Origin of the sequence: Microbacterium lacus (assembly GCF_002812805.1) — a bacterium.
Taxonomy (GTDB): domain Bacteria; phylum Actinomycetota; class Actinomycetes; order Actinomycetales; family Microbacteriaceae; genus Microbacterium; species Microbacterium lacus_A.
In genome coordinates this window covers 40572-58215 of record NZ_NMUM01000011.1, presented here as the reverse complement: position 1 = coordinate 58215, position 17644 = coordinate 40572, and the positions used below count along the sequence as shown (strand labels likewise).

General features: G+C 67.9%; 21 protein-coding genes. 9 read left to right on the top strand and 12 right to left on the bottom strand.

What is annotated here, in order from left to right; translation table 11 throughout:
• Positions 1 to 79: 79 nt before the first annotated feature.
• The 5 genes from CGU34_RS04260 to CGU34_RS04240 form a co-directional block, all read right to left on the bottom strand.
• On the bottom strand, positions 80 to 502 hold the full coding sequence (locus tag CGU34_RS04260; RefSeq protein WP_100813367.1) for an arsenate-mycothiol transferase ArsC: 423 nt from the start codon (positions 500 to 502) through the stop codon (positions 80 to 82).
• Positions 499 to 1881, bottom strand: a complete 1383-nt coding sequence (locus CGU34_RS04255) for an FAD-dependent oxidoreductase (RefSeq protein WP_100813392.1) — start codon at positions 1879 to 1881, stop codon at positions 499 to 501. The genes CGU34_RS04260 and CGU34_RS04255 overlap by 4 nt, the downstream gene beginning before the upstream one ends.
• A 31-nt stretch (positions 1882 to 1912) precedes the next feature.
• A complete protein-coding gene (locus CGU34_RS04250) occupies positions 1913 to 2884 on the bottom strand; it encodes a PstS family phosphate ABC transporter substrate-binding protein (RefSeq protein WP_100813366.1) in 972 nt (323 codons plus the stop codon).
• Between the two features lie 70 nt (positions 2885 to 2954).
• Positions 2955 to 3842, bottom strand: a complete 888-nt coding sequence (locus tag CGU34_RS04245; RefSeq protein ID WP_157811221.1) for a metalloregulator ArsR/SmtB family transcription factor — start codon at positions 3840 to 3842, stop codon at positions 2955 to 2957.
• 23 nt (positions 3843 to 3865) lie between these two features.
• The gene (locus CGU34_RS04240) at positions 3866 to 4252 is read right to left on the bottom strand and encodes a MerR family transcriptional regulator (RefSeq protein WP_100813364.1); all 387 of its coding nucleotides are present in this window, start codon (positions 4250 to 4252) and stop codon (positions 3866 to 3868) included.
• A 172-nt stretch (positions 4253 to 4424) separates the two neighbouring features.
• On the opposite strand from CGU34_RS04240, the gene CGU34_RS04235 reads away from it, so the two are divergent.
• Positions 4425 to 5948: a SulP family inorganic anion transporter gene (locus CGU34_RS04235; protein ID WP_036298285.1), complete on the top strand. Its 1524-nt coding sequence runs from the start codon at positions 4425 to 4427 to the stop codon at positions 5946 to 5948.
• A gap of 20 nt (positions 5949 to 5968) precedes the next feature.
• On the opposite strand, the gene CGU34_RS04230 is transcribed toward CGU34_RS04235, so the two are convergent.
• Genes CGU34_RS04230 through CGU34_RS17325 form a run of 3 tightly spaced genes read right to left on the bottom strand, consistent with a single transcriptional unit; the run spans position 5969 to position 7330 of the window.
• Positions 5969 to 6724 (bottom strand): hypothetical protein, encoded by a 756-nt coding sequence (locus tag CGU34_RS04230; RefSeq protein WP_036298283.1) that lies wholly within the window; start codon positions 6722 to 6724, stop codon positions 5969 to 5971.
• Positions 6708 to 6854 (bottom strand): hypothetical protein, encoded by a 147-nt coding sequence (locus CGU34_RS17675; RefSeq protein WP_369122047.1) that lies wholly within the window; start codon positions 6852 to 6854, stop codon positions 6708 to 6710. The genes CGU34_RS04230 and CGU34_RS17675 overlap by 17 nt, the downstream gene beginning before the upstream one ends.
• A gap of 50 nt (positions 6855 to 6904) precedes the next feature.
• Positions 6905 to 7330 carry an RNA polymerase sigma factor gene (locus CGU34_RS17325; protein WP_051513441.1) on the bottom strand — a complete coding sequence of 142 codons (426 nt, stop codon included), beginning with the start codon at positions 7328 to 7330 and terminating at the stop codon, positions 6905 to 6907.
• A gap of 199 nt (positions 7331 to 7529) precedes the next feature.
• Here CGU34_RS17325 and CGU34_RS04220 point away from each other — a divergent pair, with 199 nt between their 5' ends.
• The 3 genes from CGU34_RS04220 to CGU34_RS04210 are packed head-to-tail and all read left to right on the top strand — an operon-like array spanning position 7530 to position 9811.
• Positions 7530 to 8231, top strand: coding sequence for a CHRD domain-containing protein (locus CGU34_RS04220; protein WP_100813363.1), 702 nt, complete (start codon positions 7530 to 7532; stop codon positions 8229 to 8231).
• Positions 8228 to 8845, top strand: coding sequence for a class F sortase (locus CGU34_RS04215; RefSeq protein WP_036298279.1), 618 nt, complete (start codon positions 8228 to 8230; stop codon positions 8843 to 8845). Before CGU34_RS04220 ends, CGU34_RS04215 begins: the two co-directional genes overlap by 4 nt.
• A 12-nt stretch (positions 8846 to 8857) precedes the next feature.
• Complete coding sequence (locus CGU34_RS04210; protein WP_100813362.1) at positions 8858 to 9811, top strand: arsenic resistance protein; 954 nt, start codon at positions 8858 to 8860, stop codon at positions 9809 to 9811.
• A gap of 15 nt (positions 9812 to 9826) precedes the next feature.
• Here CGU34_RS04210 and CGU34_RS04205 read toward each other — a convergent pair whose 3' ends face one another.
• Both CGU34_RS04205 and CGU34_RS04200 read right to left on the bottom strand, forming a co-directional pair.
• Positions 9827 to 10549, bottom strand: a complete 723-nt coding sequence (locus CGU34_RS04205; RefSeq protein ID WP_100813361.1) for an aquaporin — start codon at positions 10547 to 10549, stop codon at positions 9827 to 9829.
• Positions 10546 to 10923 carry an ArsR/SmtB family transcription factor gene (locus tag CGU34_RS04200; RefSeq protein ID WP_036298277.1) on the bottom strand — a complete coding sequence of 126 codons (378 nt, stop codon included), beginning with the start codon at positions 10921 to 10923 and terminating at the stop codon, positions 10546 to 10548. The genes CGU34_RS04205 and CGU34_RS04200 overlap by 4 nt, the downstream gene beginning before the upstream one ends.
• Before the next feature lie 83 nt (positions 10924 to 11006).
• Between CGU34_RS04200 and CGU34_RS04195 the strand changes: the two genes are divergently transcribed.
• The 4 genes from CGU34_RS04195 (at position 11007) to CGU34_RS04180 (ending at position 14011) form a co-directional block, all read left to right on the top strand.
• Positions 11007 to 12344, top strand: coding sequence for an FAD-dependent oxidoreductase (locus CGU34_RS04195; RefSeq protein WP_100813360.1), 1338 nt, complete (start codon positions 11007 to 11009; stop codon positions 12342 to 12344).
• Positions 12341 to 12850, top strand: coding sequence for a GNAT family N-acetyltransferase (locus CGU34_RS04190; RefSeq protein WP_100813359.1), 510 nt, complete (start codon positions 12341 to 12343; stop codon positions 12848 to 12850). Before CGU34_RS04195 ends, CGU34_RS04190 begins: the two co-directional genes overlap by 4 nt.
• 62 nt (positions 12851 to 12912) lie before the next feature.
• The gene (locus tag CGU34_RS04185) at positions 12913 to 13329 is read left to right on the top strand and encodes an arsenate reductase ArsC (protein WP_036298273.1); all 417 of its coding nucleotides are present in this window, start codon (positions 12913 to 12915) and stop codon (positions 13327 to 13329) included.
• Between the two features lie 61 nt (positions 13330 to 13390).
• Positions 13391 to 14011, top strand: coding sequence for a winged helix-turn-helix transcriptional regulator (locus tag CGU34_RS04180; RefSeq protein ID WP_100813358.1), 621 nt, complete (start codon positions 13391 to 13393; stop codon positions 14009 to 14011).
• 16 nt (positions 14012 to 14027) lie between these two features.
• On the opposite strand, the gene fdhD is transcribed toward CGU34_RS04180, so the two are convergent.
• Positions 14028 to 14903 (bottom strand): formate dehydrogenase accessory sulfurtransferase FdhD, encoded by an 876-nt coding sequence (gene fdhD / locus CGU34_RS04175; RefSeq protein ID WP_100813357.1) that lies wholly within the window; start codon positions 14901 to 14903, stop codon positions 14028 to 14030.
• Positions 14904 to 14907: 4 nt separating this feature from the next.
• Positions 14908 to 15990, bottom strand: coding sequence for a GTP 3',8-cyclase MoaA (gene moaA / locus CGU34_RS04170; protein ID WP_036298267.1), 1083 nt, complete (start codon positions 15988 to 15990; stop codon positions 14908 to 14910).
• A gap of 224 nt (positions 15991 to 16214) precedes the next feature.
• On the opposite strand from moaA, the gene CGU34_RS04165 reads away from it, so the two are divergent.
• On the top strand, positions 16215 to 17642 hold the full coding sequence (locus tag CGU34_RS04165; protein WP_100813356.1) for a cytochrome ubiquinol oxidase subunit I: 1428 nt from the start codon (positions 16215 to 16217) through the stop codon (positions 17640 to 17642).
• The last annotated feature ends 2 nt before the right edge of the window (positions 17643 to 17644 follow it).

Genomic DNA, 17644 nt, shown 5'->3' with positions numbered 1-17644 from the left:
CGTCGAAACACCCCGTGACAATGGGGGTTTCGCTGCACGAGGGGTGTTTCGGTCTGCGTGGGGGCGGGGCGGGCGAGGCTTATCGCGCAGCCGTCAGGTCCGCCGCGAGCTGGCGGACCTGCGTCGCGACGGCGTCGCGCATTCCGCGTACGCCGTCGAGGTCCCACTCTTCGGGGTTCGGGAACTCCCACTCGACGAGCCGCCCGGCGACCGGTCCGGGCAGTGCAAGCCCCGGCTTCATCACCACGACGACATCGGCGTCCGCAAGGTCATCCTCGGTGACGAGACGCGGACGAGCAGCGGATGTATCGGCACCCAGCTCGTGCAGCGACTCCGCGACGACGGGGTTGATCTCGGCCGCGGGCTTCAGTCCCGCGCTCGTCGAGACGAACTCGCCGGGCGCGACGACATCGAGCAGGTGAGCGCCGAGCTGCGAGCGGCCCGCGTTGTGCTGGCAGATGAAGAGGACAGTGGGCTTCGTGATTGCGGCTGCCGTGGTCATGCGTTTACTCCGATGGTGTTGTGAACTCGAGACCAGGCCTGCGTTGCGACCTGAACCGCATCCCAGGGCGAGCCGAGCGGGGGTGTGTACGACAGGTCGAGGTCGCTGATCTGTTCGACCGAGAGTCCGGCGAACAGGGCGGTTGCGTAGGTGTCGACGCGCTTGGCGGTTTCGGTGCCGAGGCGGCCCACCAGCTGGGCGCCGAGGAGGCGGCCGGACTCGGTGTCGCCCGTGATGCGGATGTCGATCGGCTGGGCGCCCGGGTAGTAGCGCTTGTGGTCATCGGCCGCGGTCTGCGTCGTCGCGGGCGCGAAGCCGGCTGCGACGGCCTCGTGTTCGCGGAGCCCGGTGCGCGCCGCGACGACGCCGAACACCTTCACGACCTGCGTTCCGACCGATCCGGCGAAACGTGCCTGCCCGCCGAGGGCGTTCTCGCCCGCGATGCGACCCTGCTTGTGGGCTGTGGTTCCGAGCGGCAGGTACGTCACGCCCAGCAGTCGGTGGTGCGTGACGATGCCGTCGCCCGCGGCGAAGACGTGCGGCAGACCGGTACGCATCTGCTCGTCCACGACAACTGCGCGCCCGGCGCCGACGGTTGCTCCCGCGTCTTCCAGGAGCGACGTGTTGGGGCGGACCCCGACGACGGCGAGCACGAGGTCGGCCGTGTGCGCGACCCGCTGCCCGAGGTGATCGGCGTGCACGACGAGTCCCGCATCCGTCTTCTCGACGGCCTGCACCAGCGTGTCCGTGTGCACCTCGACGCCGTGTTCGAGCAACTCGGCGTGGACCGTGGCCGCGAGTTCCGGATCGAGCGTTGAGAGCACCTCCGGACCGCGCTGCAGCTGGATCACGCGCATGCCCCGAGCGCGAAACCCCTCGGCCATCTCGAGGCCGACGTATCCGGCGCCGATGATGATTGCGGTCTGCGGCTCGCGCTCGGCGAGATGAGCATCGAGCGCGAACGTGTCGCCCATCGAGTGAATGACGTGAACGCCGTCCTCGGGACCGAGCGTCCCGAGTCCCGCGATGCCGGCGTAGGTCGGGAGCGCGCCCGCTCCGACGATGAGCTCGTCGTAGGCGATCTCGGATTCTCCACCCTGATCGCGGACGGTCAACCGCTGCGCCCCCGCATCGATCCGGGTCGCGAGCGTGTTCAGCCGCAGGCGCATGCCGGTCGCCTCGAGGTCGGCGTGCGTCCGGTGGGCGAGGGACTGCCACGGCTGCACGTCACCCGAGAAGTAGTACGGGATACCGCAGATCGAGTAGTTCGGATACTCGTCGGCGACGACGACGGTCACGTCGACCGAGGGGTCCAACTCGCGGGCGCGGAGCGCGGCGGAGATTCCCGCGTCGCTTCCGCCGATGGCGACGATGTGCATCATGTGTTCCTTATCAGCGGGGTGAGGCGTTTCAGCGGAGTGAGGCGAGTTCGTCCTGAGCGAGGGTGATCTGCTCGTCTGTGAGCGGCACGACAAGCGCCCGATCCGCTATGTCCACCGCGTTCTCGACGGAGAAGTCGACGAATGCCCGCACCTCGGGCTTGTCCGCGTAGGAAGCATTGTTGACGTAGATGAACAGGGGGCGACTGAGCGGCGTGTAGCTGCCGTCCTGCACGGTCTCGGTGTCGGGCGAGACGCCGTCGACGGATGCGGCGACGATGGCTCCCTCGTTCGCTTCGACGTAGCTCAGACCGAGGAAGCCGATGCCGCCGAGCTCTCGCCCCACGCCCTCGACCGTCGCGTTGTCGTCTTCGGAGGCGCTGTAGTCCATTCGGAGCGCGCCTTCCTCACCGTTGACGGCCTCGCTGAAGTAGTCGAAGGTGCCCGAGTCGCCGCCAGCGCCGAAGAGAACCAGCGGCTCATCCGGAAAATCGGGATCGACCTGGTTCCAGTTCGTGATCTCGCCGTCTGAGTCGGGCGCCCAAATGGTGGCGATTTGCTCGAGGGTGAGATCCGTGGCCCAGTCGTTCTCGGGATTGATGACGACCGACAGGCCATCGTTGGCGACGATGATCTCGGTGAACTCGACGCCGGCCTCCTCGCACGTCGCTATCTCGTCGTCCGAGATCGCACGAGACGCGTTCGAGATGTCGGTCTCGCCATCGCAGAACGCCCGGAACCCGGCCGACGTGCCCGAAATCGTCTCGACCACATCGACGTCTGGCTCCACGGCCTCGAACAGGTACGAGGCGGCGTTGATGAATGGCGCTACGGTCGATGACCCATCGGTGACGACAGCGCCTTCGAGGCTGCCCGTCGACTCGGCGTCCCCCGGCTCGCCTGCGCACGCGCTCAGCGCGAGCGCGCTCGCAACGACCGCGGCGGCAACGACGGTCCGAAGGCGTCGGGTCGGGAACAGGTGCTGGGGTGATACGCCGTTCATGGTGGCTCGCTTTCCTCACTCGAAAGCATAGACCCACATCTATCAATTAGATTGAACGCGAAACCAACGATCAGGACGGAGCGAGCTCGACCAGGAGTTCTCGCACGCGCGACTCGATGTCGTCACGGATGCCCCGCACCGTCTCCAGGGACTTGCCGACCGGATCCTCGAGATCCCAGTCGAGGTATCGGCGACCGGGGTAGACCGGGCACGCGTCCCCGCACCCCATGGTCACGACGACGTCGGCGGCACGGACGGCCTCGTCGGTGAGCGGCTTGGGAAACTCTCCGCCGAGCGAGACGCCGATCTCATCGAGCGCGGCGACGACGGTCGTGCGAACGGCACCGGCGGGCGCGGACCCCGCGGTCCGGACCATCACACGGTCGCCGGCGAGTTGTCGCAGGATCCCCGCGGCGAGCTGCGACCGCCCCGCGTTCTCGACGCAGACGAAGAGGACCTCCGGCACGGCTCCACGGGGCGCGTTCGAACGAGCCAGGGCATCGAGACGACCGGTCGCGAACGCCGCGGTGCGGGACCCGATCAGCGTCGTCGGATTGTTCGCCGACATCAGGTCGTGACTCTCGGTCACATATCGCTCGATCGTCTCTCGGCTGAAGGTTCCGCGGTACCGCTCGGTGAGGCGGTCGATGATGCGGGGCAGATCGAGCTCGACGCGTGGACCCGGAGAATCGGCACCGAGGAGAGCGTCGACACGTTCGGCATTGCGCGGGTCGAGCGAATACCAGACCCGTCGGCCCTCCGGCTGGCGCGCGACGATGCCGCAGGCCGTCAGCTCCTTCATGTGATGACTGACGGTCGGCTGACGGAGTCCGAGCGCTTCCGCAAGACGCCCCACGAGCGCTCGCCCATCCGGCGAATCGCGGATCAGCCTCACGATCCGGGCGCGGGTGGGGTCGCCGAGAATCGTCCACTCCTCAGATCCATCCGCCATACTCATAGATCGAAGTCTATGCGCCGATCTCAGGCACTCGACGGTCGGCGGTCACCGGGAGCCTCGACCGACGCCAACTGGTCCAGGAACTCCTCGGCCATCGCGACCTGCTCGACGAGCTTCCGCCGCCGATCCTCCGCCGCATCGCGGATCTCTCGGATCGCGGCGAGATGCTCGACGGATGCGGGGTCCCGAGCGAGTTCGCCGAACGCGTCGAGCACGGTCCGCATCTCGTCGAGCGAGTAACCGAGCGGCTTCATCCGCCGAACGAGCATGATGCGCGCGACATCCTCTTCGGTGTACAGACGAAAGCCACCCTCGGTGCGGCCGGATGGCACGATCAGACCGATCTCGTCGTAGTGACGAAGCGTCCGCAGCGACAACGATGTGCGCTCGGCCACCTCGCCGATATGCATGGGCGCTGGGCTGGTACTCACGTCACTCCCGAGGACTCGTTCGCGGACAAACCTTACGTTACGGTAGGGTTGGGAATCGGCGCCTCGTCCGCGCCTCCCCCATCTTCTCAGGTCGACATCCTCGACCCCGCGTGCCGTCGCGCACTTCCACCCCTCCCCCGTCAGGAGCGCCATGACCGACGTCATTCCCGTGCACGATCCGAAGTCCCGTTATCGCATCGAGCCGACCGTGATGCAGGCGCTGCGGAGTCCCAGACTGCTGACCCGCGAAGTTCTCGCCGGCCTCGTCGTGGCCATCGCGCTGATCCCCGAGGCGATCGCGTTCTCGCTCATCGCGGGCGTCGATCCGCGCGTCGGCCTGTTCTCGTCGTTCGTGATGGCCGTCGCCATCGCGTTCCTCGGCGGCCGTCCGGCCATGATCACGGCCGCTACCGGTGCCATCGCGCTCGTCGTAGCCCCCGTGGCCCGCGAGTACGGCATGGACTACCTGATCGCCACCGTGCTGCTCGGTGGCGCGATCCAGATCGTGCTGGCCGCGCTCGGCGTGGCAAAGCTCATGCGCTTCATTCCGCGCTCGGTGATGGTCGGGTTCGTCAACGCCCTCGCGATCCTCATCTTCACGTCGCAGTTCCCGCAACTGATCGACGTGCCCTGGCTTGTGTACCCGCTCGTCGTCATCGGGCTGTTGATCATGTACCTGATGCCGATGATCACGAAGGCGATCCCGGCTCCCCTCATCGCGATCGTCCTGCTCACCGCTGCCGCCGTCGTTTTCGGGCTGAACGTGCCGAATGTGGGCGGCGAGGGCGACCTTCCCGAAAGCCTTCCGGAACTCTTCTTCCCCAACGTGCCGCTGACGATGGAGACGCTCGCGATCATCGCGCCCTACGCCGCCGCGGTCGCGATCGTCGGCTTGCTCGAGTCGCTCATGACGGCGAAGCTCGTCGATGAGATCACCGACACCCACTCGCGCAAGACCCGTGAGGCCTTCGGCCAGGGCGCGGCGAACATCCTCTCGGGCGCGTTCGGCGGCATGGGCGGTTGCGCGATGATCGGCCAGACGATGATCAACGTCAAGGCATCCGGCGCTCGCACGCGCATCTCGACCTTTCTCGCCGGCGTCTTCCTGCTCGTGCTCGTACTGGCGCTCGGCGACGTCGTCGCTGTCATCCCGATGGCGGCCCTGGTCGCCGTGATGATCGTCGTCTCGGTCGCGACCTTCGACTGGCACAGTGTGCGCCTGTCGACCCTCAAGCGGATGCCGAAGAGCGAGACCGCGGTCATGCTCATCACCGTCGCAATCACGGTCTGGACCCACAATCTCGCAATTGGCGTGGGAGCGGGTGTGCTGACGGCGATGGTGCTGTTCGCACGTCGCGTCGCGCACTTCGTCTCCGTGACGCGCAAGACCGACCGGGAGGCATCCGTTCCGACCGTTCGCTATACCGTCAACGGCGAACTGTTCTTCGCGTCGAGCAACGATCTGACGACGCAGTTCGAGTACACGCACGACCCCGAGCGCGTGATCATCGACATGACGAACTCGCACATCTGGGATGCCTCGACGGTAGCTGCGCTCGATGCGATCCAGACCAAGTACGAGCATCTCGGCAAGCGCGTGATCATCGAGGGCATGAACGAGGCCACGTCGAAGATGCACGGACGCCTGAGCGGCGGCCTCGGCGCGGGGCACTAGCAAGGAGCGCCCCGGGGCTTTCAGACCTGAGGCAACTCGGCTGCAGCCACCTCAGCACCGTCCGCGTCACGGATCTCGAGCCGGACGACGCTTTCGCGCAGCACCGCGGCGTTGACGCGGCAGTGAATCGCGATCTCCGAGCCGAGCATCGCTCCGGCCGAGAACTCCGCGCCGTCCTCCGCGAGCATCACGATCGAGTAGACCTCGCCGACGTCCAATCCCGAAGCATCCAGGACGGCCTCGGTGCCCCAGGTGTGCGCGACGAGCTCGGCGTCGATCAGCATTCCCTCGGGTTCGCCGGTGACATCGATGCTCTCGATCGCGCCGAGCGTGCCGGGAGGACCGGATTGCGGCGCCGAGATCACACCCGGAATCCCGATGCCGAGGGCCAAGCCGACCGCAAGGCTCGCCGCGCCCAGCGCGACGAGAGCGCCGACGGAGCGGGAACCCGAACGTCGACGACCAGTGCGGTGCCGCCCACCCCGGGCGATCCGATCGGAGGGACCAGCGCCCGCCTCGACCGAGGGAGACCCAGCGCCGATCCCCTCGATGCGAGCGCGAAGATCGGCGCTCGGCTCGGTCTTCAGCCAGGGTGTCAGAGCAGGTGCGCCGAGGCTCAACGTCCCCGCGATGTCACGCAGCTCGGCGAGCTCGCTGTCGATCGTGGGGTCCTCGGCGCGAAGCGCATCGAACTCGGCGCGCTCCGGGGCACTGAGCTCATCGGCGAGCGCTGCCGCAATCAGCTCCGCGCGTCGATCGTCATCGTTGTGCGACATCAGAATCCTCCGGTCCATCGAGGTGGGCTCTCAGCGCTCTGAGCCCGTAGAAGGCGCGCGTACGCAAGGTCGGCACGGGAATGCCGGTTCGTTTCGACAACTCTGCATAGCTCAGGCCGTCGACGTGCACGGCCAGAACGACCTCGCGATGCTCGTCCGAGATCTTCGAGAGTCCCTCGATCAAGCGGAGTCGTTCGAGGGGATCATCATCAACCGCGGGGAGATCGTCGAGGGGGTCCGCGCCGCCGCCGAGCGTCGCCCGCGGGCCGCCAGAGCATCGGCGATCACGTTTCGTGCGATCGCGAACAGCCATGTTCGCTCACTGGCTCGCGCGGGATCGAAGCGAGCGCGCGCCTTCCACGCGCGCAGGAAGACCTCTTGCACACAGTCCTCGCCCAACCCCCGGTCTCGGACCGCGTTGATGGCGAATCCCAGCAGGACACGACCGTGGGCGTCGTAGGCGGCGGCCACGTCGAACTCGGGACGATCGAAGCGGGCGCGCTCTCCGTCGGCACCGGGCATCGGGTCGGGACCGGGCATCACGTCGGGACCGCTCATCACACTCCCGCTCCGCACCGCCGGACTCGTCACCGTCACGGCGACCATTCCCTTCACTGTAAGCGCACGCGCAGGTCTGATCCGGTCGGATCGGCGGGCGTGCACCAGGGTGTACGTCACCGTGCTGTGCTCCGTTCATCCGATTCGAAAGAAATGCGAAACCCGATGAACGCATATCCCGCTCGCGCCGTATGCCCTCCCGACGGACGCACTCCGCCTCCGTCTTCGGACAGGGAGATATACGACGATGAAGACCTCCACCCGCACGTTCACCATCGGTACGATCGCGGGCGCCGCCCTCGCTCTGACAGCCGTCGCGGCACCCGCCTCGGCCGAGACCGAAGTGCCCGAACCGGATTCGTTCACGAGCGCGTTCACGGTCATGGCGACGCCCGACCAGGTGATCAACAACGACGGCGTGGCGACGCCGGGTCAGCCGGGAGCGGCGGGCGAGTTCACCTTCCGCATCAATTCCGAGCTTGAGATCATCTGCTACGACATCACCCTCACGGGTGTCTCGGGCGACTACCAGAGCCCGGCCAAGACAGCCACACACATCCACGAGGCGGCTGCCGGGCAGGCCGGGCCGCCGCGCATCTCGTTCCCGAACCCGGCACCCGTCGGTGACGGCCCGCGAACGAGCTCCGGATGCTTGCAGGGGCCCTTCACCACGGGCGTGATGGCGAACGGTGCGGACACCGGCACGGGCTTCACGCTCGCCCAGATCGAGGCGAACCCCGCCGGCTTCACGGGCGATTCGCACACGGTCGACTTCGCCGCGGGTGTCGTCCGCGGCCAGCTCACCCAGGTCCCGGTCGGCGGCCTCGAGACGGGTGCGGGCACCGCGCAGAGCAACGACATGCTCGGCTTCGGACTCGCGACAGCGGGCGTCCTCGCCGCCGCGGGCGGAGCCGCGTTCGTGCTGCGCCGCCGTGCGCGTACCGAGTGAGCGGATACCGGTGGGCGGCGATCGGTGCAGTTGCGCTGGTCGTCGCCCTCACCGTGACGTCGTGCGCGTCCGCCCCGGCCGCACAGCCGGCGCCGACCGTCTCGCCGAGACCCGCGGCATCCGAATCCCCGACGCCGACACCCGTGGCGGAGCCGCTGCCGGCACCACCGGTCGGGCTCGCTCCGGCGGGCGTCGTGATCCCCTCGATCGGCATCGATGAATCGCTGATCGATCTCGGGATCCAGGCCTCCGGCGAGATGGAGGTGCCCGAGGACTACAACGCGCTGGGATGGTTCACCGGCGGCGGACGCCCGGGCGGAACCGGACCGACCGTCATCGCGGGTCACGTGGACGACGGGTACGGACCGGCGGTGTTCCATCGGCTCGACGAGCTCGCCCCCGGCGACGAGGTGAGTGTGACGGATGTCGCGGGCACGAGGTTCCGATATGTCGTGACCGAGGTCGCCGATTACGCGAAGGCGCAGTTTCCGACGGCAAGGGTTTTCGGGGCGTCACTGCGGGACGAGCTGCGCCTGATCACCTGCATCGACTGGGACCGTGGCGCGCGGACATATGTCCAGAACCGGGTCGTCTTCGCGGAGCGGGTCGACTGACAGACTGGACGGATGCCGCGGATCATCGAGTGGGGAGAGCGGCACCAGGTCGCTCTCTACCTGGCGGCGATCGCGATCGGTGTGGCCGTCGGGCTGGGACTCCCGGCTGCGGCGCCCGCGCTCGAGGTCGCGATCACGCCCGTGCTCGGGCTTCTCCTCTACGCGACCTTCCTGGGCGTACCGTTCGCGCGGCTCGCCGGCGCCTTCCGCGACGGGCGGTTCGTCGCCACCGTACTGATCCTCAACTTCGTGATCGTGCCCCCGATCGCATTCGGGCTGTCGCGTTTCGTCGCGTTCGATCAGTCCCTGGTGGTCGGTGTGCTGCTCGTGCTGCTCACCCCGTGCGTCGACTACGTCATCGTCTTCACGGGACTCGCGGGCGGGTCGAGGGAGCGGCTGCTCGCGGCGACGCCCCTGTTGATGCTCGCGCAGATGGCACTGCTGCCCCTCTACCTGTGGGTGATGGTCGGGCCCGAGTTTGCGGCATCCGTCGATTTGCGGCCGTTCGTCGAGGCTTTCGTGTTGCTGATCGTGTTGCCCCTCACTCTCGCGGCGATCACGCAGGCGCTCGCGGTTCGGACGCGATTCGGGCGCGCGCTGACCACGGTCGGTCTCGCAGCGATGGTGCCGTTGATGATGCTGACGCTCACGGTGGTCGTCGGTTCGCAGGTCGCGGCGGTGACCGGATCGCTCGGCCCGCTGCTCGCCGTCGTGCCCCTCTTCGTCGCTTTCGCCGTGATCATGCTGGTGCTGGGGGGCATGGCCGGGCGGGTCGCGCGCTTCGACAGGCCGGCGCAGCGAGCGGTGGTGTTCAGCGGCGTCACGCGCAACTCGCTCGTCGTGCTTCCGCTCGCGCTCGCCCTGCCACCGGCCTTCGCGCTGACCCCGCTCGTCGTGGTCACTCAGACCCTCGTCGAACTGGTCGTGATGGTGGTGCTCGTCGCGGCGTTCTCTCGTCGCCGATAGGTTCTCGCGTCGCCGTTAGGAGCGCGGGCCCGCTTCCGCGACGACACCGACGACATCCACGCCGTCGGGGGCACGTTTCGCCAGCGGAAACAGCACGAGAGCGAGGGCAACACCGACGGCCGCCCCGACGATCTGAGCGCCGATGAAGGGCAGCACGGATGTCGGGGCGATTCCGGCGAAGGTGTCGCTGAATGCTCGACCGATCGTGATGGCGGGGTTGGCGAAGCTGGTCGACGAGGTGAAGAAGTAGGCGGCGCCGATATAGGCGCCGACGGCGGGCGCCGCGAGGCTGCCGCGCCCCGTGCGGACCAGCGCGAAGATCAGGAACACCAGGCCGGCGGTCGCGACGACCTCGGACAGCAGGCGGGGACCGTCGGCGCGATCGGTCGTGCTCCACGACACCGCAGCGCGCCCGAACATCAGGTTGGCGAGCATGGCCCCCGCGATGCATCCGGCGATCTGTGCGGGGAGGTAGACACCCGCAACCGACCAGGGACGACGGTGCAGCACGATGTCGGCGAGGGTCACGACGGGGTTGAAGTGGGCGCCCGACACCGGTTGCAGGATCAGGATCAGCACGCCCAGGCCGAGGGCTGTGGCGAAGGCGTTCTCGAAGAGCTGCAGTCCCACATCGCTGGGTGAGAGTTGGGCAGCCATGATGCCGGATCCGATGACGATGGCCGCGAGCAGGGCGCTGCCGAGGAATTCCGCGCCGACGGCGCGGACGGTCGCCCTCACGAGCTCGCTCCGCCCGACCCGATCAGCAGACGCGAGACGCGGTCCAGGGCACCCGGGACCAGACCGTAGTACGCCCACGTGCCACGCTTGCTGCGGGTCAGGAACCCCGCCTCGGTAAGAACCTTCAGGTGATGCGACACGGTTGGCTGGCTCAGCCCGACCGGTTCGGTCAGGTCGCAAACGCAGGCCTCCGCACCCTCCGACGCCGCAACGATCGACAGCAACCGAAGGCGGGCCGGATCGGCGAGGGCCTTCATGGTGTGCGCGAGCGCAATGGCCTGGTCGGCATCAAGAGGCTCGCGAACGAGCGCCGTGCCGCACGCGGGTGCCGACACATCCGTCACGGATACATCGGTGAGGGGAAGAAGAGTCACGCATCGATGCTAATCGATATTGACACCCATCGATAGACGGCGGATACTCGGACATCGAACACCATCGATATTCAAGGGGAATCATGACCCTGCTCGACCTCACGCCGCGAACCTCGCGCGCCAGCCGTCTCGATACTCTGCCCGTCGCGATCATCGGCGCGGGACCGATCGGGCTTGCGGCCGCCGCGCATCTGACCGAGCGGGGCATCGACTTCACGATCTTCGAGGCGGGCGACGAGGTCGGAGCAAGCGTCCGAGCCTGGGGACACACCCGCCTCTTCTCGCCGTGGGAGCACCTCATCGACCCCGCCTCGGGGCGGCTTCTCGAGGCATCCGGATGGCAGGCGCCAGCGGCATCCCGCATCCCCACCGGCGCCGAGCTTGTCTCGCGGTACCTGATGCCGTTGGCCCAGCTCGGCGCGATCGCGTCCCGCACCCAGACAGGAACCGAGGTCCTGGCCGTAACGCGCGAGGGCATGGACCGCACGCGCACGCGGGCACGCGCCGTCACCCCGTTCGCCCTGCGCATTCGGCACACCGACGGTTCGATCGAGGATGTCCCGGCCCGCGCGGTGATCGATGCCTCGGGCACGTACCGCACACCCAACAGCCTCGGCTCGAGCGGGCTGGATCCCCTGGGCCTCGGCGACGTCGCCGATCGCGTCTCGCCCGCGCTGCCCGATGTACTGGGCCGGGATCGTGCGCGATTCGCGGGCAGGCACACGACCGTCGTCGGCGCCGGACACTCCGCCGCGAACACGCTGCTCGCGCTGGTGAAGCTCGCGGCCGAGGCGCCCGGCACACGCGTCACGTGGCTGATCCGCAACGCGCGAGCCGCACGGGTCACGACGGCGCCCGACGACGAGCTCGCGGGTCGCGCCGAGCTCGGCGGACGGGTCGAGGAGCTGGTTCGCTCGGGCGCCATCGACCTCGTCGACGGGTTCGAGATCGTCGGGGCTCGTCGCGCTGCGGCCGAGAGCCATGGCGAGGCTGAGAACGGGGTCGAGCTCGTCGGGCTGCGACGCGGCGAGAGCGTGACCCACCGCACCGACGAGGTCGTGAACGCGACAGGCTTCCGCCCCGACCTCGGCATGCTGCGCGAACTCCGCCTCGAACTCGACGACATCGTCGAGGCGCCGCGACGGCTCGCGCCCCTGATCGACCCGAACGTACACTCCTGCGGAACCGTCGAGCCCCACGGGTTCCGTGAGCTCACTCATCCCGAGCAGAACTTCTTCATCGTCGGCATGAAGTCCTACGGACGCGCTCCCACGTTCTTGCTCGCGACCGGGTACGAGCAGGTCCGTTCGGTCGCGGCGCACCTCGCGGGCGATACCGAGAGCGCGCTGCAGGTCGCGCTCACCCTGCCGACCACGGGGGTGTGCTCGACCGACATCGGAGGAGGAGCCTGCTGCACATGACGACCGTTCGCCCGATGCACGCCTCGGACTGGGATGCGGTCGCCCGGATCTACGGCGAAGGCATCGAAGACGGTGAGGCGACTTTCGAGGTCGAAGTGCCGACCTGGGCTTCTTTCGATGGGTCCCGCCTGCCGGACCTTCGTCTCGTCGCGGACGACAGCGGAACGATCCTGGGCTGGGCCGCGGCAAGCCCCGTCTCGACCCGCGCCGCCTACCGTGGCGTGATCGAGCATTCCGTCTATGTTTCGCGAGAGGCGCGCGGACGCGGCGTCGGACGGATGCTGCTCTCGGCGCTCATCGACGCCGCCGAGGACGCTGGGGTCTGGTGCATCCAGTCCAGCATCTTCCCCGAGAACACGGCAAGCCTCGCGCTGCACGAGCGCGCGGGGTTCCGCACGGTCGGCCGCCGCGAACGTATCGCGCGCTCGGGACGGGGGCCACACACGGGTCACTGGCGCGACACGGTGCTGATCGAGCGCCGCAGCCAGATCAACGGCCGGGACTGACACCGGTTCGCAATCCATAGATATTCGCCTATGCTTCTACTGACGAGAGAAAGCGAGTCCCGATGACCGACAAGCCCACTGTCCTGTTCGTCTGCGTCCACAACGCGGGCCGCTCACAGATGGCCGCCGGGTACCTGCGCGCACTCGCGGGCGACTCGATCGAGGTCCTCTCTGCCGGGTCCGCTCCGAAAGACAGCATCAACCCGGTCGCCGTCGACGCCATGGCCGAAGAGGGCATCGACATCGCGCACAACACCCCGAAGGTGCTGACGGTCGAGGCCGTGCGCGAATCGGATGTCGTCATCACGATGGGCTGCGGCGACGCCTGCCCGATCTTCCCCGGCAAGCGTTACGAGGACTGGGAGCTCGACGACCCAGCCGGCCAGGGGATCGAATCCGTGCGACCGATCCGCGATGACATCCGCGCGCGCGTCGAAGCCCTGATCGCGGAGTTGCTGCCGACGGGCACGTCTGCCTGATCCCCAGCTCGTAGGACTTTAGTCACAGAACCCCCCGAGCGGGGCCGTGGATAATAGGGCCATGGGCACCCCGAGCGTCGGATATAGCGCGATCTCCAGCTACAGTCGGGTCGAGATCCTGCACCTCATTCAGGTGGAAGCACGGCAGACCGTCGCGGGCCTCGCGGCCGCGACGGCGCTACATCCCAACACCGTCCGTGAGCACCTCGAGCGTCTGCTCGAGGCCGGACACATCGTGCGCGAGACCGAGCACCGCACGACGCGCGGTCGGCCGCGGGTGCTCTACAGCGCGGCGACCGGCGCGGCCGAGGCATCCAGCCCCATTGCCCGACGCAAGGCGCGCGCGGCCGCCGAGCGCGGCGACATCATGCGGCGCGTCATGCCGTGGACCGGGGCATCCGTTCGCGAACTCGGCACCGAGAGCACGCACCAGCTCGACGCCATCGCCGATCACCTCTCCGAGTCCGGCTTCGACCCGCTGATCAACGAGCGCGACCTCACGATCGATCTCACTCCATGCCCCCACGCAACCGCGCAGTCCGCCCACCGCGAGACGCTCTGCTCGGTGCACCTCGGCATCATGCAGGGCGTGCTCGCCGAGGCGCGCGGTCCGCTCGTGGTCGAAGGCATGCGGCCGTCGTGCGACCCGACGCACTGCGTCGTGCAACTCGCGACGGCGTAGGCCCACACCCACGGGATCAGGCGGTGGTGAGTTCCTGCATCGCCGGGACCCGGATGCGGTCCGCTCGTGCGTAGACGTTCATCGACGACCCGCGGAGGAAGCCGACGAGGGTCAGACCGGATGCGTCGGCGAGCTCGACCGCCAGCGATGAGGGAGCGGACACGGCCGACAGGATCGGAAGCCCCGCCATGATCGCCTTCTGCACGAGCTCGAAGCTGGCGCGTCCGGACACCATGAGCACGTGACCCGACAGCGGCAACCTGTCGTTCAGGATCGCCCAGCCGACGACCTTATCGACGGCGTTGTGGCGTCCGACATCCTCGCGCAGCACGACCAGCTCGCCCGTCTTCGCGTCGAACAACGCCGCAGCGTGCAGCCCGCCGGTCTTGTCGAAGACCGCCTGCTGTTCCCGCAGCTTGTCGGGGAAGGTCGCCAGCATCTCGGCCGAAAGAACCGCAGCGTCCGCAGCGACGTCGTAGACCGAGACGGTCTCGACGGCCTCGATCGAGGCTTTGCCGCAGAGCCCGCACGAGCTCGTCGTGTAGAAGTTGCGGGCCAGGTCGGGGTCGGGCGGCGCGACGCCCGGGGCGAGGGTGACGTCGAGAACGTTGTAGGTGTTCTCGGTGTTGCCCGCCAGGGGTCCGCCCGTACCGGGACCTCCGCAGTGGATCGCCCCGCGGAAGTGCTCCCCTGCCGAGATCACGCCCTCCGAGACGAGAAAGCCTGCCGCGAGCTCGACATCGTGGCCGGGCGTACGCATCGTGATGGCGAGGGACGTGCCGCCGACGCGGATCTCGAGCGGCTCTTCGACCGCGAGGGTGTCGGAGCGGCGCACCGGCTCACCCCCGAGGGTGATCTTCGTCACCGGACGACGGGTCGTGATGCGTCCCATGCTGTCAACCGCCGATCGCGTTCATGCCGCGCAGCGGCTGGAGGAAAGAAGGGTCATTGATCGCGTGCCCCGGCAGCTTGCCGCGCACGCTTGATCGCAGCATCTCGTCGAGGGCGGCATCACTCGATCCCTCGGCGCGCAGGATGGGCAGCAGGTCGTACTCGGTGGTCGAGAAGAGGCAGTTGCGGATCTGCCCGTCCGCCGTCAGCCGCAGTCGGTCGCAGTCACCGCAGAACGGCGCGGTCACCGAGGCGATGACCCCGACCGTGTGCGGGCCGCCGTCCAGCGCCCAGCGCTCCGCCGGCGCGCCACCTCGGCCCGGGATCGGCACGAGCGTCCAGCGGGTCGCGAGCGCGTCGAGGATCTCTTCCCGCGTCACCATGGATGTGCGATCCCACGTGTGCCCGGCGTCGAGAGGCATCTGCTCGATGAAACGCAACTGCGCATCGTGCGCGATCGCGAACTCGGTCAGCTCGACGATCTCATCGTCGTTCACGCCGCGCATGGCGACGGCGTTGAGCTTGAGGGGACGGAGGCCGGATGCCTGGGCCGCGGCGATGCCCTCGAGCACGTCGTCGAGGCGATCGCGGCGGGTCAGCTCGTGGAAACGATCGCGCCGGATGGTGTCGATGCTGATGTTCAGCCGCTGCAGCCCCGCGTCGATGAGGTCAGGGAGGAACTCGGGCAAGCGGATACCGTTGGTCGTCATCGCGATCTGCACGGGTCCGTCCGGGCTGTCAATCGCGGCGAGGCGCCGCACGACATCGACGATGTCGGCACGAAGAAGGGGTTCGCCCCCGGTCAGGCGGAAGGTCGTGATGCCCGCCGCGGCGCCGACCCGCGCGATCCGTTCGATCTCGTCCAGGGTCAAGATGCTCGTGCGCGCCAGCCACTCATTGCCCTGCTCGGGCATGCAGTACGTGCAGCGCAGGGAACAGCGGTCGGTCAGCGAGATACGCATGTCGCGGTGCACCCGACCGTGGGTGTCGACCAGCGGACCGGATGCGCCGGCCACCGACACCGGATCACCGGCGGCCCCAGCCGGGCGCTCGACGCGGCGGGCGATCGTGACGGGCACGGCGGTCATCGGCCGCCGCCCCCTCGTCTTCCGCACACACGCATGGGTCGAGCCTATCCGCGGGTCCCCGGAAGAGGGCCGGGAAAGATGCCGGAGCCACGTTCTTTTTACACGGCCCGCGAAGCACCCCGGGCATCCCTCCGTCTGAGATCCTTGAACTACCGCGTCGGACGGAGCCCGAGCTCGTGTGACCGGTGCAACGTGGCCCGACGCGCACCGAAGGAGCGTCGCCCATGGATTTTCTCGACCCGCTGCTGCTCGCCCGTTGGCAGTTCGGCCTGACGACGCTCTATCACTACCTCTTCGTCCCCCTCACCCTGGGACTGGCGCTCGTCGTGGCGATCTTCCAGACGGCCTGGCACCGGAACGGCGACGTGAAGTGGCTGCACCTGACGCGGCTCTTCGGCAAGATCTTCCTGATCAACTTCGCGATGGGCGTCGTCACGGGCATCGTGCAGGAGTTCCAGTTCGGCATGAACTGGTCGGCCTATTCGCGCTTCGTCGGTGATGTCTTCGGCGCGCCGCTCGCCTTCGAGGGACTCATGGCGTTCTTCTTCGAGGCGACATTCATCGGGTTGTGGATCTTCGGATGGGACCGACTCCCCCGCGCCCTGCATCTCGCGTCCATCTGGATGGTCGTGCTCGGGTCGACCCTCTCGGCGTACTTCATCCTCGCCGCGAACGCCTTCATGCAGAACCCCATCGGGTACCAGATGGCGGCGGATGGCGGACGCGCCGAGCTGATCGACTTCGGTGCCGTCCTGACCAACCCCGTCGTGCTCGCGGCCTTCCCCCATACGATCTTCGCCGCATGGATGTTCGCGGCAGCCGTTGTGATCGCGGTCTCGGCCTGGCACCTCTCGCGCGGTCAGCACCTCGTCACGATGCGCTCGTCGCTCCGGTTCGGCCTCTGGTTCATGATCATCTCGTTCGCGGGCACCGCTTTGTCGGGCGACCAGCTGGGCCTCGTGATGGTCTCGACGCAGCCGATGAAGATGGCGGCGGCCGAGGCGCTGTGGAATAGCGCGTGCGGCGCGGATGCATCGTTCTCGATCTTCTCGCTCGGCACACCGGACGGCTCGGAAGAGATCTGGTCGCTTCGAGTGCCATACCTGCTGTCATTCCTGTCGACACACACGCTGGACGGATGCGTCGAGGGCCTCAACGACCTGCAGGCGCAGTACGAGACGCAGTTCGGCGAGGGCGTCAGCTACATGCCGATCATCTGGGTGACCTACTGGTCGTTCCGCTGGATGATCGGGCTGGGCGGTGCGGCCACCCTGATCGCCGTCGCGGGCCTCTGGGTGACACGAAAGAACGCCAAGCGCCCCGTCGCGAAGTGGATGTGGAAGGTCGCGATCTGGGCCGCTCCCCTGCCACTGCTCGGCAGCCTGGTCGGCTGGGTCTTCACCGAGATGGGCCGTCAACCCTGGATCGTCTTCAGCCTGATGCTCACCGAGGACGGAGTCTCGCCGAACGTTCCGGGCTGGACGGTCCTCATATCGCTCATCGCCTTCACCGCGATCTACGCCTCTCTCGCTGTCGTCGAGTTCGGGCTGATCCTCAAGGCGGCGCAGAAGGGTCCGGATCCGCTACCCGACCCGAATGATCCGGACGCCGACGGCGACCGATCCCCCCAACTCACGACGACGGTCTACTAGGA